The following is a 24,653-nucleotide window of genomic DNA, read 5'->3' as shown; positions in this document are numbered from 1 at the left end:
CCTCCGGGGAGGCGGGCGCGGGGACGACCAGGCTCTCGCGGGGCACCTCCACCACGATGGGGGACTGGCCGGAGCGCTGCCGGTTCTCGTCCTCCAGGGAGTAGAAGAGCTGGATCTGCGAGCCGCCCTTCATGACGAGCTCGCCCTTCTGGTTCTCCGCCCAGAGGTCGATTTCGACGAAGTACCGGCCGCCGGAGCCGTGGCGGTCGCTCACGCGGCCCTTGCAGACCACGGTGTCGCCCGGCCACACCATCTTGATGAAGCGGACGTTGTAGCGCCGCAGCTGGCCGCCGCGGGCCCAGTCGCTGATGAGCTGGCCCAGCATGCCCATGACGAGCATGCCGGGGGCGTAGACGGACGGCATGCCCACGCTCTTGGCGTAGAGCTCGTCCACGTGCACGGGGTTGTAGTCGCCGGAGGCGCCCGCGTAGCGCGACAGCTGGACGCGGTCCACCGGGGCCTTGGCCAGCGCCGGCAGCTCGTCACCGACGCGGATGGATTCGAAGTAGAGCTTGCGCGCGGGCATCAGGCGTTCTCCTTGGCGGCACGCACCACGAGGGTCCGGCGGGCGCGGAAGACGAGGTTGCCCTCTTCGTCCCGGCCTTCGTCCTCGATGACCGCGATGTCCATCTTGCCGGACATGCCCGGCCGCTCGAAGACGTCCGACACGCGGGTGGACACGTAGATGCGGTCCCCCGCGAAGATGGGCCGCTCGTAGTCGAAGCCCTGCTCGGCGTGCAGCAGGCTCTTGATGCCCACCCCCAACAGCTCCCGGAGGTCCGCGGCGGAATGGAACGACGCGGGGAACGTGGGCGGCGCGACGATGGTGGGGTAGCCCGAGGCGCGGGCGTACTCCTCATCGTAGTAGATGGGATTGTAGTCGCCGATTGCCTCGGCGAAGCGCCGGATGGCGCCCTTCTCCACCTCGTTGAGCGTCGGCGGCGAGGCGCGGCCAATCGCGTTCTTGTCCAGCATTTCCCTCTCCTGATGAACCTTCAGCGACCTGACGGAAGCTCGAGCACCGTCAGGAGCCCGGCCTCCGCGGCCGTCAAACGTGGCGCGGCATTCACCAGCGCGTTCGCGGTGGCCCGGTCGCCCGCCACTCCCCCCGGTATCTCCAGCACCAGCTTCGGATCCGCGTCGATTTCGATGCGATCTCGTGGGTTGTCCGCCCCTACCGCGATGGTCAGCTCCAGGCGGACCCGCTCCTGCCCCTCCTCCAAACCCACCACGGACTGGAACATGCCCGCGACGCGGCCTTTCTTCACGACAAATGCGCCGCCGGTGATCTCCTCCTCGGCGAACACGGGAGTCACCTCCTCCTCGAAGTCGTCACAATCCAGCCCCAGCCCCACCGCCGCCAGCGCCGCGGACTCCACCAGCCCCACGTGGCCCAGCTCCTCGCGGTCCACCAGGTCGAAGAACTCCTCCTCCGTCAGGCCCGCGCCCACCTTGCGCTGCAGGGCCTCACGGCGCGTGCGGGCATCCACCACGCGGCTGGCCGTCACCTTGCGCACGGGGCCGCACACCTGACCGGCGGTGGCCACCAGGCGGTCCAGCACGAAGCCCGGGTTCACGCCCGTGCCCACGATGGCGACGCCCGCCTTCAGCGCGGCGCGCTCCAGCTTCTCCGCCAGCTCCGGGTACTTGAGGTGCGGGAACGCCAGCTCCTCGCAGGTGCTGGCCACCGGCAGGCCCAGCTTCAGCGCCTCCAGCAGCTGATCCATCACCTGGGACAGCCGCGAGCTGGTGGCGTGCAGCACCACCACGCCCTTGCGGCGCCCCACGGCCTTCTCCAGCGAGTCCGCCACCTTGAAGCGCGGGCCGGCCAGCCCCAGCACGTCGCCCAGGGGACGACCCACCAGGGAGGGCTGCGGATCCACCGCGCCCATCAGCTCCACTTCGGGGGACGACAGGGCTGCCCTGGCAATCTCCTGCCCGATGAACCCCAGCCCCATCACCACCACCGGCACCGGCCCATCAGGGGCTCTAGCCATCGGAGATTGCTCCCGAATTCCAAGGGGTTACAGCCATTTACGTTGGGTAGGAGGCCACCATAGAACACGGCTCGACGGGCAGGCAAGCAGGACGTGGAATCCAGCGACCGCCTGTTTCAGGGAAACCTCAAGAATTCCGGTAGTTTGGCGGTACTGGAAAGCTTGGGGGGGCCTGTTTGCCCGCATGCGGACCGGCTATAAGACTCTGAGAAAAAACGCAGCCCACTCGCTCGGAGCGTATCAGCCCATGGCCCGAATCCTCGTGGTGGACGACGACGTGCTCATCCTCGCGGCGCTGTCCCGGATCCTCCACGCGGAGGGTTACGAGGTCGTGACCCACAGCGACCCGGTGCTGGCGGCGCGGGAGCAGGGGTTCGACGTCGTCCTCACGGACTTCATGATGCCGTACCTCAACGGCATCGAGCTGTTGTCGGCGCTCCGGGAGAAGAACCCTCGCGCGGTGCGGCTGATGCTGACGGCGGCGGCGGACTTCAAGACGGCGTCGGAGGCGGTGAACCGGGGCGAGGTCTTCCGGTTGCTGGGCAAGCCGTGGGCGCTGAGCGAGCTGACCAGCAGCGTGCGGCAGGCCATCGAGCACCACCGGCTGGTGGCGGCCAACGAGCGGCTGACACGCGAGGTCGCGGAGAAGAACGCGGAGCTCTTGTCCATCAACGAGGGGCTGGAGCGCCGGATCATCGAGCGCACCACGGGGCTCCTGGACGGACTCATCAGCGCGCTGGACTACCGCGACACGGAGACGCAGTGGCACTCGCGGCGCGTGTCGCTGTACGCGCGGCGGCTGGCGCAGGAGATCGGCCTCACCGGGCCGGCGCTGGACGTGGTGGAGCAGGGCGCGCTCCTGCACGACATCGGGAAGATTGGCGTGCGGGACTCCATCCTGCTCAAGCCCGGGCCGCTCACGCCGGATGAGTGGGTGGAGATGAAGCTGCACCCGGAGTTCGGCTACCGGATGCTGGCGAAGATGCCGTACCTGCACGAGGCGGCGCTCGTCGTCCTGCAGCACCAGGAGCGCTGGGACGGCAAGGGCTATCCGCTGGGGCTCCAGGGCGAGGAGATCGTCATCGGGGCGCGCATCTTCTGTCTCGTGGACACGCTGGACGCCATCACCTCCGACCGGCCCTATCGCAAGGGGCGTCCCATGAGCGTGGCGCGCGACGAGGTCCGCCGCTGCGCGGGCACGCAGTTCGATCCGATGCTCGCGGAGGCGTTCCTCGGGCTGCCGGAGACGGAGTGGGCCCGCATCCGCCGTGAGGTGGAGATGATGGAGGAGTCGGAGAGCCACCGCTGGACGGGCGCGAAGCTCAACGCCCAGGGCGAGCCCGTGCCCGCGCGCGCCGCCGGGGCCTGACGCGCGAAGGGCCCCGCCTCAGGGGGCGCGGGTGCCGACGGCGACCTCGTCGATGATCGTGCCCTCCAGGAGCGCGTCCACGACGTCCATGCCTTGAATCACTTCACCGAAGGCCGTGTAGCGGCCATCCAGGTGCGGCTGCGGTGAGTGGGTGAAGAAGAACTGGCTGCCGCCGGTGTCCTTGCCCGACAGCGCCATCCCCACGGTGCCCCGCGCATACGGACGGCGCGTCATCTCGCAGCGGATGGAGTAACCGGGCCCCCCCTCCCCGTCTCCGCGCGGGTCTCCGCCCTGTGCGACGAAGTCCGGCACCACGCGGTGGAAGGTGATGCCGCGGAAGTAGCCCTGCTTCGCGAGCGCCACCAGGTTGCCGCCCGTGAGCGGCGCGTCCGGATCCAACAGGACGGTGATGTCGCCCTTGCGCGTGCGCAGCATGAGCGTCGTGCCGGAGGGCGCTGCCGGCGGACGGTACGTCTCCGGAGGCAGCTCCACGCGGGCGGAGCGGACCGGCGTGCCCGTGAGCGTCGTGAGGGACTCGGCCGCGACCCGGCGCACGTTGGCGTGCGGATGGCCCAGCCACTCGCGCAGGCGCGGTTCCGCGGCCTTTCCCTGCAACGCGACGAGCGCGCCGGCCACCGCCTCCGCCAGGTCCGGCTCCTTGGGGACGCGGTCGGCCAGGGCCTGCACCGCGGTCAGGGCTTCGGCGTCCTTCAGCTTGCCGGCGGCGGCCGCGGCCAGCCCCGCCACCACCGCGTCCCCTCCTCCGATGAGCGCGCGAATGGGCGCCAGCGCTTCGGGCACGGGACGTTCGGAGAGGGCATCCAGCGCGGCGCCGCGCACGATGGGACTGACGTGGTCCAGGTAGGGCACCGCGAACGCAGCGCCGGTGGGCTGTCCCTTGAACTGCGCCACCTCGTGCAGGCCCAGCGCGAGCCATCGCGCTTCGGGGACACGACCGTAGCCGCACTGGAGGACCTGCTCCAGCGCGCCCTGCTGCCGGTCCATGGCCGCCGCGATCCGGCAGTCCAGCCAGGCGAGGTCCGCGTGGGCTTCTTCGGACACGGCCGCGCGGTCTGCATCGGCCAGCGCCCCCCTCATGCGCGAAAACACCGGCCGGCCCTGGAGCGGAAGTCCCTGCTGCGCCACCGCCAGCAACACGTGGCCCTTCGCCGCCTTCCCCTCCGCCACCTGCTTCGCCAGGAGCGCCTGGCCTTCCAGTGCGATGAGCGGGGCACAGGGTGAGCCGGCCTCGCACTTCGCGGCGAGCTTCGCCAACGCACGCGCGGCCTCCGCCGACACGCGGGACGTGGTGTCGCCCATCATCAGGGTCAGCGCCACCGCGTCCCGCGGGCTGCCCACGTCGCCCAGGCCCTTCACGCAGAGGGCCATCACGTCCGGATGCCCGTTCGCCAGACAGGATTGGAGCGCATCCACTGCATCCGGCCGCTTCGACGCCGCCAGGAGGTACGCCCCGGCGAGGTTCACCTCGCTCCGCAATCGGGGCTTCAGCAGCGCGCGGATGGTCTCCAGGGGCACGTTCGCCACCGCCGCCGCGCCCGCCTTGCGCGCGGCCACGCCCAGCGCCGTCGCCGCGGCCTCGGACCAGGGACCACTGGCCGGAGACAGGCGGGCCGTCAGCACCTCCACCGCCCCCGGCGTGGCCAGCTTGCCCAGGGCCTCCAACAGCGTGATGCGCACCCAGCCGTCGGCTTCCGTGGCCTCGGCGTGCACCAGCGCTTGCGTGAGCGCTGTCCGTGCGTCCTCCGGCAGCGGCTCCCACGACTGCGCCAGCTCACCCGCCGCGAAGGCGGCCTCGTCGCGCACGGCCTTGTCCGGCGCCGTCAGCCCGGAGAGGACCGCGTCCAACGTCGCCACGTCCTGGATTCGCGCCAGGGCCCGGAGGGCTCGCACGCGCACGGCCACTTGCGGCGCGGAGGTGGCGAGCCGCACCAGCTCCCCGCCGCCCAGCGAGCGGCGGTCCTCCCAGTCCTGGATGCGCGCGAGGACCTGTGCGGGCGCTTCCTGGGGCGGAGGCACGTCGGGCGTCGGCACCGAGCGGACACAGGCGCTCACGAGGAGGACTCCGGCGGACACGGCGGCGGGCAGGCGAGCCATGCTCGAATGGGCTAGGTCAATTCCCCGCGAAAATCCAGGGGTTATGCCGCTGAACAGGTTTGACAGCCGCGCGCCGGGGCCGGGAAGATATCGGGCCGTTTCCCCCCTCCCGGAGCACCGGCCCTGAACTGCCCAGGCTGCAATCGCAAGGTCGCGGAAGACACCGCCATCTGCCCCCACTGCGACCACATCATCGACGAGTCCTTCCTTGGGGGAACCGGGGATGAGGGGAACTCCGGCGGTGAAGACGAGAGCACCGGCATCCGTCCTCCGCCGCGCTCGCGGCCCCCTCCGGCCCGGGCGGCTCCGGAGCCTCGTGCACGCCCTGCTCCGGCCCGCGCCAGGACGGGCGCCCGCCCCGCCGCGCCGCCGCCGAGCGACGACGCCACCAACGTGCGGAGCATGGACGACATCGCCCGGGAGAAGGCCCAACGTGCCGCGCCTCCCGCCCGGGGCGGTGGCGCCGCCAGGGCCGCTCGCGCGCCGGCCCGTCGCGCCCCGGCGCCCGCTCCCGTCGAGGAGGAAGAGGACGACTCGGGCGACGCGGTGGCGGATCCCTGGTCGCGCGAGGCCCGGGAGCTGGAGTCGCCCCGCTCGCCCATCGACGATCCGGAGGTCCTGCTGGACGACGCGCGCTCGTTCCTGCGCGAGCTGGAGGGCGGCGACCGCATCGCGTTCTGGGGCGCGACGCTGGTGGTGCTCTCCTGCTTCATGCCGTGGAAGGAGACGGCGGAGGGCGGCGACTTCCTGGGCCTCATCAGCCTGGGGTTCATCTCCTTCCTCTTCGCCGTGGCGACCATGGTCTTCGTGGGCCTGCGGGCACGTCAGGTGATGACCTGGGTGAACCCCATGCTGCCGTGGGGCGCGCAGATGGTCTGCAGCGTGGTGACCCTCGTCTGGTCGCTGGTGTTCCTGAAGCTGTCCTCGGACACCACGCTCGTGCCGTCGCCGCTGGGCAACGCGGAGATGATGAACTCGTCGCCGAGCATCGGCTGTTTCCTGGGCATCCTCGGCGGCGTCATCGCGGTGCTGGGCGGCCTGATGGGCCTGAAGCGCCAGGAGTAGGCCCGCGAGGATTTCGCTGCCGCGCCGGGCGTGAGGCGGGCTACCGTCGCCCGCCACCATGTCCGACGCCACGCCCCTCTCCCGCCTCCTCGACGCGCTGGGCTCGGCCGTCGTGGGCCAGCCCCGCGTGCTGGCCGACCTGGTGACGGCCTTCCTCGCGCGCGGCCACGTGCTGCTGGAGGGCGTGCCCGGGGTCGCCAAGACGCTCACCGCGCGCAGCATGGCCGGGGCGCTGGGGCTGTCCTTCTCCCGCGTGCAGTTCACCCCGGACCTGATGCCCGCGGACATCCTGGGCACCAACGTCTTCCAGCCGCAGGAGCAGACCTTCCGCTTGATGAAGGGCCCCGTCTTCACGGAGGTCCTGGTCGCGGATGAGATCAACCGCACGCCGCCCAAGACGCAGGCGGCGCTCCTGGAGGCCATGGAGGAGCGGCAGGTCACCATCGACGGCGTCACCCACGCGCTGCCGCCGCACTTCTTCGTCGTCGCCACGCAGAACCCGCTGGAGCTGGAGGGCACCTATCCCCTCCCCGAGGCGCAGCTGGATCGCTTCCTCATGCGCGTGCGCGTGGGCTACCCGGATGGCGACGCGGAGACGTCCCTCCTGCGCGCCTTCCACCAGCGCGAGGGCCGGCCACCCGCCGTGTCCCGCGTGCTGGACGCTGGCACGCTGACGGAGCTGCAGGACCGCGCGGCGCGCGTCGCGTGTGACGACTCCATCCTCCAGTACGTGGTGCAGCTCGTGCGCGACACCCGTGCACATCCTCGCGTGCGGCTGGGCGCGAGCCCCCGCGCCGCGCAGGCCCTGCTCGCGGCGTCCAAGGCGCACGCGGCGCTCCGGGGCACCGACTTCGTCACCCCGGACGACGTGAAGGCCGTCACGCCCAGCGTCCTCAACCACCGCCTCCTCCTCAAGGCCGAGGCGGAGGTGGAGGGCGTCACCGCGGACGACGTGCTCAAGCAGATGCTCGAACGGGTGCGAGTGCCCCGGTGAGCCTCGGGCGCCCCGTCCCCAGCGGCCTCGCCGTGGCGCTGTTCGCCGGAGCGCTGGTGCCCGCCGCGCTCGCGGTGGCGAGCCCCGCCTTCGGGTGGCTGGCGCTCGCGGTGGACGTGGCCGTCCTGCTCCTGTGCGCGGTGGACTTCCTGCGCGCGCCGCATGCCCAGGACGTCGACGCGCGCCGTGAGGTGGAGCCCATCCTCTCCTCCGGCGTGGACAACACCGTGCGCTGGGAATTGCGTTCGCGCACGGACCGGCCCGTGCGCGGCGAGCTGCGCGACGAGCCGCCCCTGGACGTGGAGAGCCATGGCCACCGTCAGTCCTTCACGCTGGAGCCGAAAGACGCCACGCGGCTGACGTACCGCGTGCACCCTCCCTCCCGGGGCGACGCGCGCTTCGGCGACGTGAACCTGCGCCTGATGGGGCCGCTGGGCCTGTGCTCGCGGCAGGTGCGGCTGCCCGCGGGCCAGGACGTGAAGGTGTACCCGGACCTGCGCGCCCTGTCGCGCGAGGCGCTGACGCTGGCGCGCGCGTCGGAGGCCGTGTCCGCGCGCACGCTCCTGCGCAAGTCCGTGGAGGGCCGCGAGTTCGAGTCGCTGCGCGAGTACCGCCCCGGCGACGACTACCGCCACATCGACTGGAAGTCCTCCGCGCGCCACGGCCACACGCTGGTGCGCACGTGGCAGCCGGAGCGCAACCAGCCGGTGCTGCTGCTGTTGGACTGCGGCCGTCACATGGCGGGCCGGGTGCAGGGGCGCAGGAAGCTGGACCACGCGGTGGACGCGGCGCTGCGGCTGGCGCGCGTGAGCCTGGACGCGGGCGACGTGGTGGGCGTGCTCGCGTTCGCCAGCGACGTGCGCGCCTTCCTGCCCCCTCGCAAGGGCGCGGAGCACCTGCGCCTCATCACCGAGTCCCTCTACCGCGCGGAGGCCGGCCTGGAGGAGAGCGACTACGGCCGCGCGTTCGACTTCGCCTTCGCCCGCCAGACGCGCCGCGCGCTGGTGGTGCTCTTCACCGACCTGGTGGATCCGGACGCGTCCTCCGCGCTCCTCACGCGCACGCTGGCCCTGCGCCCCCGGCACCTGCCCGTCGTCGCATCGCTCCTGGACGAGGACCTGGAGGCCGCCGCCACGGACGTGCCCGGCGACGCGACGTCCGCCTACGCGCGGCAGGCCGCCTCCCGCATGGAGTCCGAGTACCGCCGCACCGCCACCACGCTGCGCGACGCGGGGGCACTGGTGGTGCGCGCGCCGGCCCGCGGCTTCGGCGCCGCTGCACTCAACGTGTACCTGGACGTGAAGGCGCGCGGGCGCCTCTGAGCGCTCACGACGCATTCGTCAAGCCCTTTGAAACCTTCCAGCGCTCGCGCGCGCATGCGTCGCTCCGCCGAACAGCACGCTTGCCAATCGCGCGGAGGCCGAGTTTTCGGCCTCCGGGAGGACCCCCTTTACAGATGCCGATCGCTCCCCAGAATGGCGCGCCTCAACTGTTCGCGCGCACGCGCGCACGCTCCAAACCGGACGGGAGGCGGGACTTGGCGGAGGTCGCGAGGGGTTTGAAGCTGGAAGTGGAGGCGGACGCCGCGGCCATCGCGGCCCGTGCCGCGGAGGAGCTCGTGGAGGCGGGGCTGACGCCCTTCCACGAGCGGCTCCTCGCCGAGGAACTGCTCGCGCGCAGCGGAGACACGCAGCAGCGGCTGGCGAACGCGCTGGCCGAGGCGAAGGTGGACCTCAACCCCCACCAGGTCGAAGCCGCGATGTTCGCGCTGGACGCCCTGTCGCGCGGCGGCTGCATGCTCGCGGACGAGGTGGGCCTGGGGAAGACCATCGAGGCGGGCCTCGTCATCGCCCAGCTCATGGCGGAGGGGAAGAACCGCATCCTCATCCTCGCCCCCGCGGTGCTGCGCGCGCAGTGGAATGCCGAGCTGCGCGAGAAGTTCGACCTGGACAGCGTCCTCGTCGACGGCCGCGACGTGAAGAAGCACAACAACTGCTTCGATCAGCCCTTCCCCGTCATCTGCTCGCACCCGTTCGCGGCGAACCGCTCCGCGCTCGTGTCGGAGATTCCGTGGGACCTGATCATCATCGATGAGGCCCACCGGCTCCGGAACGCGCACCGTCCCAACAACAAGACGGGCCAGGCGCTGCGCGCGTCGCTGGCGGGCCGCCCCAAGCTGCTGCTCACCGCCACCCCGCTCCAGAACGACCTGATGGAGCTGTTCGGCCTGATGTCGCTCCTGGACGAGCAGATTCTGGGCCCCGAGCACGCCTTCCGCAGCCGCTACCGCGCCGACGAGGGCGGCGGCATGACGGAGGCCGCCGCGTGCGAGCTCAAGGAGCGGCTGGCCCCGGTGGTGCAACGCACGCTGCGCCGGCAGGTGCGCGAGTACGTCCGCTACACCAACCGCCGCAGCATCGTGGAGGACTTCCTCCCCTCCCCCGAGGAGCACGACCTCTACGAGAAGGTCAGTGAGTACCTGCAGCGCTCGGAGGCCGCGGCCATCGAGCCGGGCAAGAAGACGCTCCTGACGCTGTGCTACCGCAAGCTCCTGGCCTCCTCCACGTTCGCCATCGCGCCCACGCTGCGGCGGCTGTCGGAGAACCTGGAGAAGCGCCTGTCGGCCGCGCGGCTGGGACAGCAGGCCCTGTCGCTCTTCGAGCCGGAAGAGGCCAAGCAGTTCGTGGAAGAGGGCGAGGAGTGGTCCGACGACCCCGCCAAGGCGCCCCAGGTCCGCACGCTGGAGCAGGAGGTCTGGGAGCTGCGCCAGTACGCGGACCTCGCTGACTCCATCCGCATCAACGCCAAGGGTGAGGCGCTCAAGCGCGCCCTGGACCGCACCTTCGCGGTGATGCGCACGCACTCCTGGCCGGAGAAGGCGCTCATCTTCACGGAGTCCAAGCGCACGCAGCAGTACCTCTTCAGGCTGCTGTCGGAGCACGGTTACAAGGACAAGATTTCGCTCCTGTCCGGCGACGCCGGCGGCACGCCCGAGGAGCGCCGGGCGCTGGTGGAGGAGTTCCGCCACAAGACGCAGATCCTCATCTGCACGGAGGCCGGCGCCGAGGGCCTCAACCTCCAGTTCTGCAACCTGGTGGTGAACTACGACCTGCCGTGGAACCCGCAGCGCGTGGAGCAGCGCATCGGCCGGTGCCACCGCTACGGCCAGCAGCGCGACGTGCTGGTGGTGAACTTCCTCAACCGGCAGAACGCGGCGGACGCGCGCCTGTTCGAGCTGCTGGAGAAGAAGCTCAACCTCTTCGACGGCGTGTTCGGCGCGTCCGACGAAATCCTGGGCGCGCTGGAGAGCGGCGTCGACTTCGAGCGTCGCGTGCTGGACATCTACCAGTCCTGCCGCGACCCGAAGGACATCAACGTCGCCTTCGACAAGCTGCGCGAGGAGCTGGAGGGCAGCATCAACCAGCGCATGACGTCCATGCGCTCGGTGGTGCTGGAGCGCTTCGACGGCGACGTGCGCCGCCGGCTGCGCGTGGCGGGAGACGCGGCCAAGGAGGTCGTGGCCAGGCGCCAGCAGGAGGCGAAGGCGCTCACCGGCTCCGTGCTGGGCAGCCGCACCTCTGGACGGCTCCAGGTGGCCAAGGCCGCCTACGCGGTGCGCGACCGCACCCAGGACACCGTCAGCTACCTGCAGCTGGACGCGGCGGGGCTCCCCTCGCGGCTGGCGCGGCTGGCCGGCAGCGAGGGCTGGTGGTTCGTCTACAAGTTCGAGACGACCGGCCTCAAGCCGGAGGAGAAGCTGGTCCACCTGGTGCTGGTGAAGGACCGGGACGGCGGCTTCCGCGCCCTGCCGCTGACGGACGGTGTCCACTTCACGAAGCTCGACGCCAAGGAAGAGAAGCGCCGGCAGCCCGCGCCGGTGTCGGTCCAGCTCATGCAAGAGCAGTCGCTGATGACCGCCAAGGATGAGCTGATTCGGGCCGCGGAACGGCGCAACGCGTTGGAGCTGGACAAGGCCAAGGAGCGCGCGGACCGCTACGTCGAGGACTGCCTGATGGAGTCGCGCGAGGTGGTGGAGTCCGCCCGCCAGGCGTGGTTCGACGCGCGCAAGGAAGTCTCCGGCATCGAGGACATCGCGGAGCGCGCGAAGGCGCGGGCGCACGCGGACCGGCAGGAGCGCGACTATCGCCGCAAGCTGGCGTCGCTGCGCAATGAAGAGGAGAAGCGCTACGCCTCCAAGGACCGGCAGATGGCGGAGCTGGCGAACAAGGCGCGCGTGACGGAGAAGCGCACCCTCATCGCCTCCGCGTACTTCTGGCTGTCTTGAGCCGTCTGGCGACGGGCCCCGTCACAGGGGCTTGAGCCGCACCCACGTCGCGCCCCAGCCTCCGTCCGCCTCGGAGGCGGTCTGGAAGCCTTCCACCTCTGGCAGCGTGGGCAGCAGGGACTGCACGGTGCGCCTCAGCGCGCCCGTGCCCTTGCCGTGGATGATGCGCACGTCGAGCACGCCCTTCTGGCGGCAGGCCCAGAGGTACTCGGTGACGAGCTCCTTCACCTCGCGAGGCTGGAAGAGATGCAGGTCGAGGTTCCCATCGACCGGAATTTCTACCGCATCCAGCTCATCGGGCGGCGGCTCCGGACCCTCCGGTGGCAGGGGCGGGAGTGGCTTTCGGCGAGACACCGTAGCGGGCCTCCTCCTGGCGCTGCTTCTCCTCGGCCGCCAGACGCTGACGCTCGCGCGCCAGCCGGAACTGTTCCTTGAGGCTGGTGATCTCCCCCTTGAGCTGGTTGATGTCCTCCTTCACCGCTCGCGGGTGGCTTTCGCCAGTCCCCTCCACGTGATTGCCCGCACGCCTGCCCTCCGAGCCGGCTCCACCGGAGGAGGTCATCTGCATCAACAGCGCAGCCAGGGTCATCACCATCATGCCCAATCACGTAAGCAAGCGCCGTGCTCGCGCGCAAGTCATGTTGCGTGAACGGCGCCTCTCTGACCGCCCTCCTCCTTGTGTGACACGACGCGTTCAGCGAGCCGTACGGCGGACAGGGGGGCGCTGCCCTCCGCCTTGTTGTTGATGGTCACGAAGACGGGGCGGTCGCGCCGCACCGCGGCCATGCACACCCGGGCCAGCACGTCGCGGGTGCCCACGTCCTCGTCCACCAGCCGGTTGAATGGCGCGTAGCGGGCATAGGCCTCCTCGTAGCCCAGGTTCGGCGGCAGCATCCAACGCACCACCACGGCGCGGGCCTCGAAGGCGCGCGTGAGCTTCGCCTGCCGCGCGACGGGCGGCATGTGGGCCCACACCGCGAGCACCGGGCTCACGCCCGTGTCCGCGAGCGCCTGGGCGAAGCCCTCCGTGAGCAGTTCCTCGTTGCGCACCTCCACCGCGTACAGCGGCCCCCGGGGCAGCGCGGAGAAGAACGCGTGCAGCCGCTCCACGAAGCGGCCCGCGCCGCCCAATGCCGCGGGGTCCTGCGGCGGGAACTGGAAGACGAGCGGCCCGGCCTTGTCGCCCAGCCCTTCCAGGAACGGCGCCACCACGTGGTCCACCGCGTAGGCCGCCTGGAGGAAGCGGTCATTCACCTGCCCCCGGTGCGCGCCGTACCGGTCGTGCACGGGGAAGCGCGCCAGCGTGCAGGCTTCGTGGGCCTTCACCAGGAAGCGGAAGCCGTCCGGCACCTGCTGGGCGTACTCGGCGAAGGTGGTGGCTGGCACTGGCGCGTAGAACGTCCGGTCGATGCCCACCGTGCGCAGCACCGGGTGGTGCGAGTAGGCAGCCAGGCCCTCGCGCGCCAGCTGGGTGGTGCTGGCCTCATGGTCGTAGACGAGCCCGTCCCAACCGGGGAAGGTCCACGACGACGTGCCCAGGTAGACGCCCCGCGGGAGCTGCTCGCCCAGCAGGCGCAGGCTGTCGGACGGCTCGGCGGGCCCCACCGGCTGGGTCCTGCGCCGCGACGACGCCGGGGGCTCCTCCACCGCGCCGGTGAAGAGGTCGAACTGCGCGGGTCTTCGCGGTGCGCTCATGCGTGCAGCTCCTCTCCCACGGAGGGGACGGCGGGGAAGCCCTGGGAGTAATCCCCGAGCCCAGGTGATGCAGCAGGTTGCCCCGATTCAGCGCGACGTTCCAGGTTTCCAGCACGCCCTCCAGGCGGACGGCCACGCACGGACAGTCCTCTTCCCATCACCACGGTATGTGATTGGACCTATGTCCAAATGCAAACGCAGTCGCTTCGCTGTAAGCTACTCAAAACAAGGAATTCGGCACTACCCATGTAAAGCTTGAACGAGCTTGCAACGGCCGGGGGGCCTCATGGACTGGTCGTTGACCGCGTCGCTGCTCGCGGAGCGGGACACACGCCCCATCGTCGTGATGGACCGGCGAGGCCGCATCGAGCTGGCGAACGGCGCGTTCACGTCGCTGCTGGGCCGGCCCCGTGAGGAGTTGTTGGGGCGCCGCTGGACGGATGTCTGCACGCCACGCGAGCACGGACGCGAGGTGGGCCAGGCGCTGCGGGCCATCTTCACCAGCGCGGAGACGCGGCTGGAGACGGAGGTGCTCACGCGCGACGGCGAGCGGCTGTCGGTGGAGCTGGACGTGGCCGCGGTGGGCCGCCCTCCCCTGCGGCTGGTGGCCATCATCACGCGCGCCTCTGCGCCCCTCTCCGTCCCCGAGCGCACCGTCGTCCCGGAGCCGGCCCCGGCCCAGGGCCCCCACCGGGACCTGAGCTACGAAATCTCCACCGAGCTGTCGTCGTTCGGGACGCTCAAGGCGGTGTGGACGTCCGGAGAGGCGCGGCAGGAGGAGATGGTGGGCCAGCCGTGCTTCGGCGCCTTCGCGCACCGCGACGCCCCCTGCCTGGACTGTCCGTTGACGGTGGCTGCGCCTGCCTCGTGGCCACACACCATCGTGCGGCAGGCCGCCGAGCACGCCGAGGGCTATGAGGTCGTCACCGCCACGCCCACGGGCGCCGGCACCGCGCGTGTCAGCGTTCACACCATCGGGGATGAGACCCTCAGCGGCCTCTTCGAGGCGAAGGTGCGGCGCATGGCGCACGCCGCGCGGCTGTCCGAGCGGGAAGGCGATGTGTTGCGATATCTCGCGCTCGGCCGCTCGCCGACCGACATTTCAACAGTGCTAGGAATTACCGAGCGCACTGTGAAATTCCACCAGACCAACCTGCTCCGGAAGCTGGGCGCGGAGACTCGCTACGATTTGCTCCGCCTGTTCTTCTGAGCAGGGCGCCTGCCCTCCGGGACAGCTTTCACGGCGTTGACTTTGGAGGATGCTGGGATTTCGACTCCGGAGTCTTGTGGGTCGGGGGGGCCGTTGCCCATGGGCAGCGCCAGTCAAATCCGTCTCATCAAACACATACAGTCTGTCTGGACTCTTGTCCAAGGGCGTCCTGTCCGTGAGTGACACTCCGGGCTGGGACGACGTGATGCGGGAGTTCCTCCTCGAGTCCCGCGAGCACGTGCAGAGCATCGAGGCGACGGTGCTGGAGCTGGAGGCACAGCCGGGCGCTCAGCCATTGATGGCGCAGCTATTCCGGGCCCTGCACACCGTGAAGGGCACCTGCGGCTTCCTGGGCTTCAGCCGCCTGGAGGCGCTGATGCACGCCGCCGAGGAGATGCTCTGCCTGGCGCGCGACCGGCGGCTGGTGCTGGACCGCGAGCGCGTGTCCACGCTGCTGGCGCTGGCGGACGCGGCGCGAGGGACGCTGGAGCACATCGAGGTGACGGGGCTGGAGCCCGCGGTGGACCACTCCGCGCTGCTTGCTCGCATGGCGGGCGCGGCGGCGGGCTCCGCGCCGCAGGAGGTGTCCGAGCCCCTGACGCCTCCGGGCGCCCTGCCCTGGCGCGGTGCCGCGACCGGGGTGGACTCCAAGCTGCGCGTGGACGTGGCGCTGCTGGACCGGTTGATGAACCTGATGGGCGAGCTGGTGCTGGCGCGCAACCGCATCCTCCAGTGCGGGGCCTCGTCCACGCCGGGCGCGGACCTGCTCACCGCGTCGCAGCGGCTGGATGTCGTCACCACGCAGGTGCAGCAGGTGGTGATGAAGACGCGGCTCCAGCCGGTGGGCCAGGTGTGGAACCGCTTTCCCCGGCTGGTGCGCGAGCTGGCGCACGGGTGCGGCAAGCAGGTGCGGTTGCAGCTGCAGGGCGCGGACACGGAGCTGGACAAGACGCTGGTGGAGGCGCTGCATGATCCGCTCACCCACCTCCTGCGCAACGCCGTGGACCACGGCGTGGAGACGCCCGAGCAGCGCCGCGCCGCGGGCAAGCCGCCCGTGGGGTGCCTGACGCTGAGCGCGTCGCATGAAGGCGGGCTCGTGCACCTGGGCATGTCCGACGACGGCGCGGGCATCGACGTGCAGCGGGTGCGGCAGGTCGCGGTGCAGCGGGGCCTGCTCACGGCCGACCAGGCGGCGCGGATGCCGGACGCGGACGCGCGGATGCTCATCTTCATGCCGGGCTTCAGCACCGCGGAGCGCGTCACGTCGCTGTCCGGCCGGGGCGTGGGCATGGACGTGGTGCGCTCGCAGGTGGAGCGCATCGGCGGCACCGTGGAGGTGCACAGCCGGCCCGGCCAGGGCACGACGTTCACCCTGAAGATTCCCCTCACGCTGGCCATCATCCCGGCGCTGCTCGTCACCTGCCGGGGGGACCGCTACGCGCTGCCGCAGGCCTCCCTGCGGGAGGTGGTGTTCCTGGAGCCGGCCCAGGCCCGCAAGGACATCACCCGCATCCAAGGAGCGTGCGTCCTGCGGCTGCGCGGAGAGCTGCTCCCGCTGGTGGTGCTCGCCGCCGAGCTGGGCGTGGGGCCGGCGCTGCCGGACCTGGACGAGGGCGCCACCGTCGTCGTGCTCCAGGCCGGTGAGCGCACCTTCGGGCTGTGGGTGGACGCCATCCACGACACGGAGGAGATCGTCGTCAAGCCGCTCTGGAAGCACCTGAAGGGGCTGGCCTGCTACGCGGGGGCGACGGTGCTGGGCGACGGGCGCGTGGCGCTCATCCTGGACGCCATGGGCCTGGGCCGCCGCCTGGGCACCGTCACCGAGGCGCAGGCCCAGGTCGTCATTCCGGAGGCCGCTCCGGAAACACCGGCCCCGGAGGAGCCGCGCGAGCGCGTGCTGCTGTGCCGCAATGGCGCGGAGGGCCGCGTGGCCATTCCCCTGTCGCGCGTGGCCCGGCTGGAGGAGCTGCCCGCGTCGGACGTGGAGCGGCTGAGCGGCGGCATGGAGATGGCGCGCTACCACGGGCAGCTGCTGCCGCTGGTGCGCGTGGCGTCCGTGCTGGAGGCGAGGCCCGGCGCGACGGAGCGGATCACGCAACACCTTCAGGTCGCCCTGGGCGAGTCGCTGTCCGTCGTCGTCACCCAGCACGCGGACACGCGCGTGGGGCTGGTGGTGGACGCCATCCTCGACGTCGCGGAGGTGGAGCTCGCGCTCCAGCGGGAGACGCGCCGCCCGGGCGTGCTGGGCTCCATGGTGGTGCAGGCCCGGGCCACCGAGTTCCTGGACGTGGAGGGCACCGTGCGCGCCGTGCACCCGGAGCTGCTGACAGGCGGTGCGCCATGAGCGGCTCCCGCCAGCTGTGCTCGTTCCAGGTGGGTGACCACCTGTTCGGCCTGGACATCGAACGCGTGCAGGAGATTCTGCTGCCGCCCCCGCTCACGCGCCTCCCCGGCGCGCCTCCGGAGGTGGCGGGGCTGCTCAACCTGCGCGGGCAGATCGTCCCCGCCATCGACCTGCGCCGCCGCCTGGACCTCCCTGAGGGCACCGCCCCCGCGGACGCGCCCCACGTCGTGCTGCGCGGCGACGAGGGCGCGGTGAGCCTTCGCGTGGATGCCATTGGCGACATCCTCCCCTTCGAGCAGTCGGACCTGGCGCCGCTGCCGGACAACCTGGGCGGGCCGCTGCGCTCGCTGCTGTTGGGTGTCCATGCGCTGCCGGACCGGCTGCTGCTCGTGTTGTCCGCGGACGCGGTGGTGGACGGGCTCTCCCCCGCGTCCAGCGCCTCCGCCTCCCCTTCCTTCCCCCTGCTTCCCCAGGAGTCCCGCTGATGGCCCGCCCGACCGCGCCCGCCGTGAAAACCACCCTCTTCCAGCGCCTGGGCGGCAAGGCCCCCCTGACGGCCGCCGTGCAGAAGCTCTACGCGCGGGTGATGACGGACGCGCTGCTCAAGCCCTACTTCCGCCGCGCGGACATGCTCCAGCTACAGCGCCAGATGGTCGCGTTCCTCACCCAGCACCTGGGCGGTCCGGGCGTCTACAAGGGCCCGTCGATGCGCGAAGTGCACGCGCGCATGGAACTCAAGCCCCGTCACTTCGGGCGCGTCGCCGAACACCTGGCCACCGTGCTGGATGACCTGGACGTGCCGGGCCCCGTCGCCCGCGAGCTGCTGGCGGCCGTGGGCTCGTCGCAGGGCGACAGCGTGAGCAGGCCCGTGGCGAAGGCCGCCTCGCGGACCGCCGCCGTGAAGCGTGCTCCGGCGCGTGCCTCCCGGACGGAGGGACGCCGGGTCGCCGCCGCGTCCGCCCCCGCGGCCCGGTCCTCGCGCCGCCGCGCGCCCACGCCGCTCGAAGGCGCCCTGAGCGAGGCGGTGCTGGACGCGGCGAGCGTCAACCTGTTCGTCCTGGACGCGGACCTGGCCATCGTCTTCTCGAACGCGTCCTCGTCGGAGGCCATCGAGCGCATCCACCAGGCGTCCGGCCTCCGCGACGGCGCGGGGGACGCGGGCGGCGACTTCCTCGCCCACTTCGAGCACCAGCTCCGGCTGGAGGAGGAGCGGCTGCTGGAGCCCTCCGCGCTGCCGCACGAGGCCCACTTCGCGGTGGGCCCCACGCTGATCAAGGCGCGCATCGACGGCATCTCCGGCCGGGGCGGAGCGCTCACCGGCTACGTGGTGACGTGGACGGACGTCACGGATCAGCAGCGCACGGACACGGAGTTGGCGCGCCTCAGGGCCATGATGGAGAACGCCCCTACCTGCGTGATGGTGGCGGACCTGGACCTGAAGATCATCTACCTGAACCCCGCCTCGCGCCGGCTGTTGCAGCGCGTGGAGAAGCACCTGCCCGTCGCCGCGGACCGGGTGCTGGGCTCCCACATCGACGTCTTCCACCGGGACGTGGCGTACCAGCGGAAGATCCTGGCCAACGACAAGAACCTGCCGGTGCGCGCGAACATCCCCATTGGCCCGGAGACCGCGGACCTGCTGGTGACGGCGGTGTACGACGGCCAGGGCCGCTACCTGGGCCCCATGGTGACGTGGGAGCTGATCACGGACAAGCTCGCCGTGCAGCAGCGCGAGCAGGAGCTGGACACCACCCTGCGCGGCATCTTCCAGGAGGTGACGCAGCACTCGCAGACGCTCGCCGCGTCGTCGCAGGAGCTGTCCAGCGTCAGCCAGCAGCTGGTGAGCAACGCACAGGAGACCGCGGCGCAGGCCACGCAGGTGTCCGCTGGCGCCGAACAGGTCAGCCGCAACGTGCAGAGCGTCGCGTCCGGCATGGAGGAGGTCAACGCGAACATCCGCGAGGTGGCGCGCAACGCGAGCACCGCCGCCAAGGTGGCCGCGTCCGCGGTGAAGCTCGCGGACTCCACGTCCAACGTCGTCGGCAAGCTGGGGACGAGCAGCCAGGAGATCGGCAAGGTCATCAAGGTCATCACCTCCATCGCGCAGCAGACGAACCTGCTGGCGCTCAACGCGACCATCGAGGCGGCGCGCGCCGGTGAGGCGGGCCGGGGCTTCGCGGTGGTGGCCAACGAGGTGAAGGAGCTGGCGCGCGAGACGGCCCGCGCCACGGAGGACATCGGCCAGAAGATCGGCACCATCCAGGGCGACACCGAGGAGGTGGTCAACGCCATCCTGGAGATCGGCGCCACCATCAGCCGCATCGACGAGCTGCAGACGTCCATCGCCTCCTCCGTCGAGGAGCAGACGGCCACCGCGGGGGAGATCCTCCGCAACGTGGGCGAGGCCGCCAAGGGCAGCCAGCAAATCTCCGAGAACATGGCCGCCGTGGCGGAGGCCGCGCGCAGCACCACCGAGGGCGCGGGCAGCACGCAGCGCTCCGCGGTGGAGCTGGCCCACATGGCGCAGTCGCTGCAACGGCTGGTCGTGCAGGTGGACACCTCCGACAAGCCGGCGCGGACGAAGTAGCGCGGACGGCATCAGGCACAGGGAGCCACGGCACGTGCGGACCGGATTGAAGCGGTGGTGGGCGCGGGGCCAGGTGGCCCGTGCCTCCACGCAGGCGCGGACGAAGTAGCTCGGGCGGCGTCAGGCACAGGGAGCCACGGCACGTGCGAACCGGATTGAAGCGGTGGTGGGCGCTGGGCCAGGTGGCCCGTGCCTCCACGCGCCTGCGGCGGGTGTCCCGGCCCCAGGACGCGGAGCGAGCACAGCGGGAGCTGACCGAGCGGCTGTTGGGGATGCGCGGGCTGCCCCAGAAGGTGGGCCAGGTGCTCACGCTCGCGGAGCTGGGCGCGGACACGCCGGGGTTCGGTTCGCTCGCGGAGGCGCCCTCCCCGCTCGCGCCGGAGGCCGCGCTGGCGGAGGTGTCCCGCCGGCTGGGCCGCCCGTGGCGGGAGGTGTTCCAGTCGCTGGAGGGTGTGGGCATCGCCGCGTCGCTGGGCCAGGTGCACCGGGGCGTGCTGCATGACGGGCGCGCCGTGGCGGTGAAGCTGCGGCACCCGGGCATCGCGGAGGCCGTGCGGGATGATCTGCGCGCGCTGGGGTGGCTGGCCGCGCCGCTGGGAGGCTGGCGCGGGAAGCTGGACCTGTCCGCCTACCGCCACGAGCTGGCCCGCATGCTCCAGGGCGAGCTGGACTATCGCCACGAGGCCCAGGCCCTGCGGGACGCGGGCACGCGCATGGCGGACGTGCCGGGCGTCATCGTCCCCGTGCCGGTGGACTCGCTCACTCGGGAAGACCTGCTGGTGATGACCTGGGTGGACGGCGCGTCGCTCGCGGAGGGCTGGCGCTGGAGCGAAGCGGACCGCCGCGCGCTGTCCACGACACTCGTACGGCTGTTCCTCCACGGCTGCTTCACGTGGGGAACGCTCCACGCGGATCCGCACCCGGGCAACTACCGCGTGTCGCGGGGACAGGACGGACAGCCCGTGCTGGGCGTGCTCGACTTCGGCTGTGTGAAGCCGCTGCCGCCGGAGCTGGCCGTGGGGCTGGGGCGGTTGCTCGCACTCCTCAAGGGTCCGGGCACGCCGCCGCGCCCGGATCAGCTCCTGTCCGCGTGGGTGATGCTGGGCTTCGCCCCGGAGCTGCTGGAGCCCATGGCGGAGGCGCTGCCCGCCGTCAGCCGCGTGCTGCTGGAGCCCTTCCTCCTGGACCGTCCCTTCCATGCGCGACGCTGGCGGCTGGGCGAGCGGCTCACCGAGGCGCTGGGGCCACACCGCTGGAACTTCCGCGCGGCGGGGCCCGCGTCGCTCCTGTTCGTCCTGCGCGCGTTCCACGGGCTGGTGCGCCACCTGGACGTGCTGGACGTGCCCATCGCCTGGGGGCCGCTCCTGGACGAGGCCCGCGCCCCGTCGCTGCCGCCTCCGCCTTCGCCACCGGAGGCGCGCGTGGAGGGCGCCGCGCGCTACCTGAAGGTCCTGGTGACGGAGCGAGGGCACACGCGCGTCGCGCTGACCTTCCGCGCGGACGTGGCGGCGCACCTGGAGGACCTGCTCCCGGAGGACCTGCCTCGCAAGCTGGCGGCGCGGGGCTTGGATGCGGCGGCCATGGGGATCGCGGCGGTCGCGGCGGGGCTGCGGCCGTCGGAGCTGTTCCACCTGGACGAGGGCCCCCGGCGTGTCCGGGTCTGGCTCGAATGACACACGGACAAGGAGGTGACGGATGGTCACCATCGGCATGAACTACGAAGTGCGTGAGGGCAAGGCGGAAGCCTTCGAGCGGAAGTTCGCGCTCGTGCTGGAGGCGATGCGCAAGCTGCCGGCGCACGCGCACACGGAGCTGTTCAAGAGCGTGGGAGCGCCGGGGCGCTACCTCATCGTCTCCGAGTGGCACAGCCGCGAGGGCTTCGACGCCTTCATCGCGTCCGAGGCCTTCCACCGCGTGACGGACTGGGGCGCCAGCGCCATCCTCGCGAGCCGGCCGCGCCACGAGGTGTACGGCGAGAGGGCCTCCGGTGCCCCCCTGGGCCGCTGCCCGGTCGCGCACGCGGCGCGGTGAAGCAGGTGCGAATGAACGCCATCCGGGTCCTGGTGGTGGACGACGCGGCCGTGGTGCGGCGCCAGGTGTCGCTGCTCCTGGGCGCGGCCCCGGGCCTGGAGGTCGTCGCCACCGCGGCCAATGGCCGCATCGCCCTGGCGAAGGTGGAGCAGTTCCAGCCGGACGTGGTGCTGTTGGACCTGGAGATGCCGGAGCTGGACGGGCTGGAGACGCTGAAGCTCCTGCGCCAGCGGGCCCCGGAATTGCCCGTGGTGATGTTCAGCGCGCTCACCGAACGCGCGGGCGTGCTGACCCTGGAGGCGCTCGCGCTGGGGGCCCGCGACTACGTGACGAAGCCCACGTCCGCGGGCGGGATGAACATCACCGTGGAGGCCGTGCGGGACGAGCTGGTGCGCAAGCTCAAGGCGCTGAACGTGCGCGCGCCGTCCGCTCCGCCGTCGCTGGCCCCGGTGCCACGCGAGCCCCTGGCCCGGCCGAGGTCGCCCGCGCGGGTGGAGGCCATCGTCATCGGCGCGTCCACCGGGGGCCCGGGCGCGCTGGCGCGCCTGGTGTCCGGGCTGCCCGCGGACCTGCCGGTGCCGGTGTTCATCGTGCAGCACATGCCGCCCCTCTTCACCCGGCTGCTCGCGGAGCGGTTGCAGGGCGTGACGCCGCTCACCGTGCGCGAGGCGCTGACGGGCGCCTCCGTGCAGGCGGGCGAGGTGTGGGTCGCTCCCGGCGACTTCCACCTGGCCGTGCGCCGGGATGCGATGGGCGTGCGGCTGCTCACGCACCAGGGGCCCGCGGAGAACGCGTGCCGTCCGGCGGTGGACCTGCTCTTCCGCTCCGCGGCGGAGGTGTACGGCGCGGGGGTGCTGGCGGTGGTGCTCACCGGCATGGGCCAGGACGGGCTGCGCGGCTGCCGGCGGGTGAGCGAGGCAGGCGGACAGGTGGTGGTGCAGGACCAGGCCAGCTGCGTCGTCGGCAGCATGCCGGGCGCGGTGGAGCAGGCGGGGCTCGCGGATGCCGTGGTGCCCCTGGAGGCGCTGGCGTTGGAGCTGGCGCGGCGCGTGGATGCGCGCGGACGGAGGACTGGATGATGTCCCTGCTTCCCGACGACTTCGCCTACTTGCGGCAGCGCGTGCTGCGCCGCTCCGGGCTCGTGCTGGAGCCCGACACGTACGCGCTGGTGGAGACTCGGCTCACGCCCCTCATGCGCGAGGAGCGGCTGCCGGGCCTCTCCGCCCTGGTCGCGCGGTTGCGCTCGCAGCCGGAGGGCAGTCCGCTGCACCAGCGCCTGGCGGAGGCGCTGGCCAACCACGAGACGGCCTTCTTCCGCGACGCGCCCGTCTTCGAGGCCCTGCGCACCACCGTCCTGCCGGGCCTGCTGGCGAAGCGCGTCCGCACGAGGACCCTGCGCATCTGGTGCGCGGCGTGCGCCTACGGTCAGGAGCCCTACAGCGTCGCGATGACGCTGGCCGAGGCCGGGCTGCTCATCACCGGATGGACGGTGCGCATCCTCGCCACGGACTTCTCCACCCGCGCCATCGTCCGCGCCTGCGAGGCCCGCTACGACGCGAAGGAGATCCACCGGGGCCTGACGCCCCAGCTGCGCCAGCGCTACTTCCACCAGGAGCGCGACGGGTGGCGGCTGAGCGAACAGGTGCGCAAGCCGGTGGAGTTCCGGCCGCTCAACCTGATGGACGACGTCCCGCGGGAAGCGCCCGTGGACCTCGTCTTCCTGCGCAACGTGATGATCTACTGGGACGCGCCCACCCGGCGCGCGGTGCTCGCCCGCGTGCGGCGGATGCTCCACGCGGACGGCTACCTGGTGCTGGGCGCCGCGGAGGCCTCGCCCCTGGTGGAGGACGGCTTCACGCGGCACCTGATTGGACAGACGAGCTGGTACCGCCCCACGCCCGCCGCGTCTGGCGTCAGCGTGCCCGTGGAGGACGCGCGGCGCCCTCCCCGCTCCGGCGCTACACCTTGAGGCGGATGGCGCCCGGCAACAGCGTCATGGTGCAGGGCAGCCGACCCGGCGTCTCGCCGTCCACGTCCAGGAACACGTCGCCCGTCAGCGGCTCCGCGTGGATCGTGCGGCAGCGCAGCCGGCGCGTGCCCTTCCAGGTGACGTGGTCGCCGTTGTAGACGCCCTTGGACTTGAGGACGAAGTCGGACAGGCCGTAGTTGGACCAGATGGTGACGTCGAAGAGGCCGTCGTGCGTCACCGCCTCCGGCGCCACGAACATGCCGCTGCCGAAGTAGCGGCCGTTGGCCACGGCCACCGCGGTGACGCTCACCACCTCCGGCTCGCCGCCGTCCACCGTGAGGCGCACCTGCTGCTCCTGGTACTTGATGAGGCCCTTCACGGTGCCCCACATGAAGCTCAGGTTGCCGCCCAGCGCCTTGCTGCCCTGGTTCACCTCGCGGGCCACCACCGCGCTCACGCCGAACGAGGCGATGTTGGCGAAGAAGCGCGTGGCCGGCTTGCCGTCGTTGCCGGTGAACTCCAGCCGCCCCACGTCGAAGGGCTCGGTCTTCTCCGTGCGCAGCCGCTCCAGCGCGGACGTCAGCTCCAGGTCCCACCCGAAGGTGCGGCGGAAGTCGCCGCCCGTGCCTCGGGGCAGCAGGCCCAGCGTGGCCTGGGGGTTGATGACCTGTCCGTCGCGGAAGAAGCCGTTGGTGACCTCGTTGAGCGTGCCGTCGCCGCCCACCGCGACGATGCACTCATAACCGTCGTCAATGGCCTGCCGCGCAAGACGCGCCGCATCCATGCCGCCGCTGGTGAAGCCGGACCCGAAGTCACCGAGCACCTTGCCCACCTGCGCGGAGATCTCCACCCATCGCTTCCCCGTCTGCCCGTTGGCGCTGCGCGGGTTGACCACGAGGAACGTCTTCATTCAGTGCCTTCTCCCTGCTGCCAGAACGGCCTGTTTACGCAATTGTGAGCCAAGGCTCCACTCCGTGACCCACGGGAGGGCC

Annotated in this window: 21 protein-coding genes; 13 read left to right on the top strand and 8 right to left on the bottom strand. The window is 71.6% G+C overall.

Annotated features, from left to right (window positions below):
- The 3 genes from D7W82_RS12610 to D7W82_RS12600 form a co-directional block, all read right to left on the bottom strand.
- A partial coding sequence (locus D7W82_RS12610; RefSeq protein WP_120618576.1) for a MaoC family dehydratase occupies positions 1-526 on the bottom strand: 526 nt, incomplete at its 3' end.
- Positions 526-975 carry a MaoC family dehydratase N-terminal domain-containing protein gene (locus tag D7W82_RS12605; RefSeq protein WP_014397671.1) on the bottom strand — a complete coding sequence of 150 codons (450 nt, stop codon included), beginning with the start codon at positions 973-975 and terminating at the stop codon, positions 526-528. The genes D7W82_RS12605 and D7W82_RS12610, both read right to left, overlap by 1 nt.
- A gap of 20 nt (positions 976-995) precedes the next feature.
- Entirely contained in the window at positions 996-1,997 is a 1,002-nt protein-coding gene (locus tag D7W82_RS12600; RefSeq protein ID WP_120618575.1) for a dihydrodipicolinate reductase, read from the bottom strand.
- Between the two features lie 247 nt (positions 1,998-2,244).
- Between D7W82_RS12600 and D7W82_RS12595 the strand changes: the two genes are divergently transcribed.
- Positions 2,245-3,366 carry an HD domain-containing phosphohydrolase gene (locus D7W82_RS12595; protein ID WP_120618574.1) on the top strand — a complete coding sequence of 374 codons (1,122 nt, stop codon included), beginning with the start codon at positions 2,245-2,247 and terminating at the stop codon, positions 3,364-3,366.
- 18 nt (positions 3,367-3,384) lie between these two features.
- Here the strand turns inward: D7W82_RS12595 and D7W82_RS12590 are convergent, their stop codons facing one another.
- Entirely contained in the window at positions 3,385-5,481 is a 2,097-nt protein-coding gene (locus D7W82_RS12590; protein WP_120618573.1) for a peptidylprolyl isomerase, read from the bottom strand.
- 402 nt (positions 5,482-5,883) lie between these two features.
- Between D7W82_RS12590 and D7W82_RS12585 the strand changes: the two genes are divergently transcribed.
- The 4 genes from D7W82_RS12585 (at position 5,884) to D7W82_RS12570 (ending at position 11,825) form a co-directional block, all read left to right on the top strand.
- Positions 5,884-6,546: a hypothetical protein gene (locus D7W82_RS12585; protein ID WP_120618572.1), complete on the top strand. Its 663-nt coding sequence runs from the start codon at positions 5,884-5,886 to the stop codon at positions 6,544-6,546.
- Between the two features lie 58 nt (positions 6,547-6,604).
- Complete coding sequence (locus tag D7W82_RS12580; protein WP_120618571.1) at positions 6,605-7,540, top strand: MoxR family ATPase; 936 nt, start codon at positions 6,605-6,607, stop codon at positions 7,538-7,540.
- Positions 7,537-8,862: a DUF58 domain-containing protein gene (locus D7W82_RS12575; RefSeq protein WP_120618570.1), complete on the top strand. Its 1,326-nt coding sequence runs from the start codon at positions 7,537-7,539 to the stop codon at positions 8,860-8,862. Before D7W82_RS12580 ends, D7W82_RS12575 begins: the two co-directional genes overlap by 4 nt.
- A 215-nt stretch (positions 8,863-9,077) precedes the next feature.
- The gene (locus D7W82_RS12570; RefSeq protein WP_120618569.1) at positions 9,078-11,825 is read left to right on the top strand and encodes an SNF2-related protein; all 2,748 of its coding nucleotides are present in this window, start codon (positions 9,078-9,080) and stop codon (positions 11,823-11,825) included.
- A gap of 21 nt (positions 11,826-11,846) precedes the next feature.
- Here the strand turns inward: D7W82_RS12570 and D7W82_RS12565 are convergent, their stop codons facing one another.
- The 3 genes from D7W82_RS12565 to D7W82_RS12555 are packed head-to-tail and all read right to left on the bottom strand — an operon-like array spanning position 11,847 to position 13,520.
- Positions 11,847-12,179: a Smr/MutS family protein gene (locus tag D7W82_RS12565; protein WP_120618568.1), complete on the bottom strand. Its 333-nt coding sequence runs from the start codon at positions 12,177-12,179 to the stop codon at positions 11,847-11,849.
- Positions 12,118-12,423, bottom strand: coding sequence for a hypothetical protein (locus D7W82_RS12560; protein ID WP_199727737.1), 306 nt, complete (start codon positions 12,421-12,423; stop codon positions 12,118-12,120). The genes D7W82_RS12565 and D7W82_RS12560 overlap by 62 nt, the downstream gene beginning before the upstream one ends.
- Positions 12,424-12,461: 38 nt before the next feature.
- On the bottom strand, positions 12,462-13,520 hold the full coding sequence (locus D7W82_RS12555; protein ID WP_120618567.1) for a DUF72 domain-containing protein: 1,059 nt from the start codon (positions 13,518-13,520) through the stop codon (positions 12,462-12,464).
- Between the two features lie 286 nt (positions 13,521-13,806).
- On the opposite strand from D7W82_RS12555, the gene D7W82_RS12550 reads away from it, so the two are divergent.
- The 8 genes from D7W82_RS12550 to D7W82_RS12515 all read left to right on the top strand — a co-directional run bounded on the left by D7W82_RS12550 (position 13,807) and on the right by D7W82_RS12515 (position 23,661).
- A complete protein-coding gene (locus D7W82_RS12550; RefSeq protein WP_120618566.1) occupies positions 13,807-14,730 on the top strand; it encodes a PAS and helix-turn-helix domain-containing protein in 924 nt (307 codons plus the stop codon).
- Between the two features lie 175 nt (positions 14,731-14,905).
- Entirely contained in the window at positions 14,906-17,074 is a 2,169-nt protein-coding gene (locus D7W82_RS12545; protein WP_199727736.1) for a chemotaxis protein CheA, read from the top strand.
- Entirely contained in the window at positions 17,071-17,559 is a 489-nt protein-coding gene (locus D7W82_RS12540; RefSeq protein ID WP_120618564.1) for a chemotaxis protein CheW, read from the top strand. The genes D7W82_RS12545 and D7W82_RS12540 overlap by 4 nt, the downstream gene beginning before the upstream one ends.
- Complete coding sequence (locus D7W82_RS12535; protein WP_120618563.1) at positions 17,559-19,661, top strand: methyl-accepting chemotaxis protein; 2,103 nt, start codon at positions 17,559-17,561, stop codon at positions 19,659-19,661. The genes D7W82_RS12540 and D7W82_RS12535 overlap by 1 nt, the downstream gene beginning before the upstream one ends.
- Positions 19,662-19,804: 143 nt before the next feature.
- Positions 19,805-21,334, top strand: coding sequence for an AarF/ABC1/UbiB kinase family protein (locus tag D7W82_RS12530; protein ID WP_147439300.1), 1,530 nt, complete (start codon positions 19,805-19,807; stop codon positions 21,332-21,334).
- Positions 21,335-21,356: 22 nt separating this feature from the next.
- Positions 21,357-21,692 (top strand): antibiotic biosynthesis monooxygenase, encoded by a 336-nt coding sequence (locus D7W82_RS12525; RefSeq protein ID WP_120618561.1) that lies wholly within the window; start codon positions 21,357-21,359, stop codon positions 21,690-21,692.
- 11 nt (positions 21,693-21,703) lie between these two features.
- Complete coding sequence (gene cheB / locus D7W82_RS12520; RefSeq protein WP_120618560.1) at positions 21,704-22,771, top strand: chemotaxis-specific protein-glutamate methyltransferase CheB; 1,068 nt, start codon at positions 21,704-21,706, stop codon at positions 22,769-22,771.
- The gene (locus D7W82_RS12515; RefSeq protein ID WP_120618559.1) at positions 22,768-23,661 is read left to right on the top strand and encodes a protein-glutamate O-methyltransferase CheR; all 894 of its coding nucleotides are present in this window, start codon (positions 22,768-22,770) and stop codon (positions 23,659-23,661) included. The genes cheB and D7W82_RS12515 overlap by 4 nt, the downstream gene beginning before the upstream one ends.
- Here the strand turns inward: D7W82_RS12515 and D7W82_RS12510 are convergent.
- Entirely contained in the window at positions 23,651-24,571 is a 921-nt protein-coding gene (locus D7W82_RS12510; RefSeq protein WP_120618558.1) for a diacylglycerol kinase family protein, read from the bottom strand. The genes D7W82_RS12515 and D7W82_RS12510 overlap by 11 nt on opposite strands.
- Positions 24,572-24,653 lie beyond the last annotated feature (82 nt).

Origin of the sequence: Corallococcus sp. CA049B, assembly GCF_003611685.1 — a bacterium.
Taxonomy (GTDB): Bacteria; Myxococcota; Myxococcia; order Myxococcales; family Myxococcaceae; genus Corallococcus; species Corallococcus coralloides.
Note: the sequence above shows the minus strand (reverse complement) of the source record. Positions and strands in the feature narration are given on the sequence as shown.

Bases quoted from the DNA above. Each gene is read 5' to 3' on its own strand.
- D7W82_RS12550 (WP_120618566.1), top strand. From the start codon at position 13,807: ATGGACTGGTCGTTGACCGCGTCGCTGCTCGCGGAGCGGGACACACGC.
- D7W82_RS12600 (WP_120618575.1), bottom strand. From the start codon at position 1,997: ATGGCTAGAGCCCCTGATGGGCCGGTGCCGGTGGTGGTGATGGGGCTG.
- cheB (WP_120618560.1), top strand. From the start codon at position 21,704: ATGAACGCCATCCGGGTCCTGGTGGTGGACGACGCGGCCGTGGTGCGG.
- D7W82_RS12605 (WP_014397671.1), bottom strand. From the start codon at position 975: ATGCTGGACAAGAACGCGATTGGCCGCGCCTCGCCGCCGACGCTCAAC.
- D7W82_RS12585 (WP_120618572.1), top strand. From the start codon at position 5,884: ATGGACGACATCGCCCGGGAGAAGGCCCAACGTGCCGCGCCTCCCGCC.
- D7W82_RS12515 (WP_120618559.1), top strand. From the start codon at position 22,768: ATGATGTCCCTGCTTCCCGACGACTTCGCCTACTTGCGGCAGCGCGTG.
- D7W82_RS12510 (WP_120618558.1), bottom strand. From the start codon at position 24,571: ATGAAGACGTTCCTCGTGGTCAACCCGCGCAGCGCCAACGGGCAGACG.
- D7W82_RS12560 (WP_199727737.1), bottom strand. From the start codon at position 12,423: ATGATGGTGATGACCCTGGCTGCGCTGTTGATGCAGATGACCTCCTCC.
- D7W82_RS12535 (WP_120618563.1), top strand. From the start codon at position 17,559: ATGGCCCGCCCGACCGCGCCCGCCGTGAAAACCACCCTCTTCCAGCGC.
- D7W82_RS12525 (WP_120618561.1), top strand. From the start codon at position 21,357: ATGGTCACCATCGGCATGAACTACGAAGTGCGTGAGGGCAAGGCGGAA.
- D7W82_RS12580 (WP_120618571.1), top strand. From the start codon at position 6,605: ATGTCCGACGCCACGCCCCTCTCCCGCCTCCTCGACGCGCTGGGCTCG.
- D7W82_RS12540 (WP_120618564.1), top strand. From the start codon at position 17,071: ATGAGCGGCTCCCGCCAGCTGTGCTCGTTCCAGGTGGGTGACCACCTG.
- D7W82_RS12590 (WP_120618573.1), bottom strand. From the start codon at position 5,481: ATGGCTCGCCTGCCCGCCGCCGTGTCCGCCGGAGTCCTCCTCGTGAGC.
- D7W82_RS12595 (WP_120618574.1), top strand. From the start codon at position 2,245: ATGGCCCGAATCCTCGTGGTGGACGACGACGTGCTCATCCTCGCGGCG.
- D7W82_RS12555 (WP_120618567.1), bottom strand. From the start codon at position 13,520: ATGAGCGCACCGCGAAGACCCGCGCAGTTCGACCTCTTCACCGGCGCG.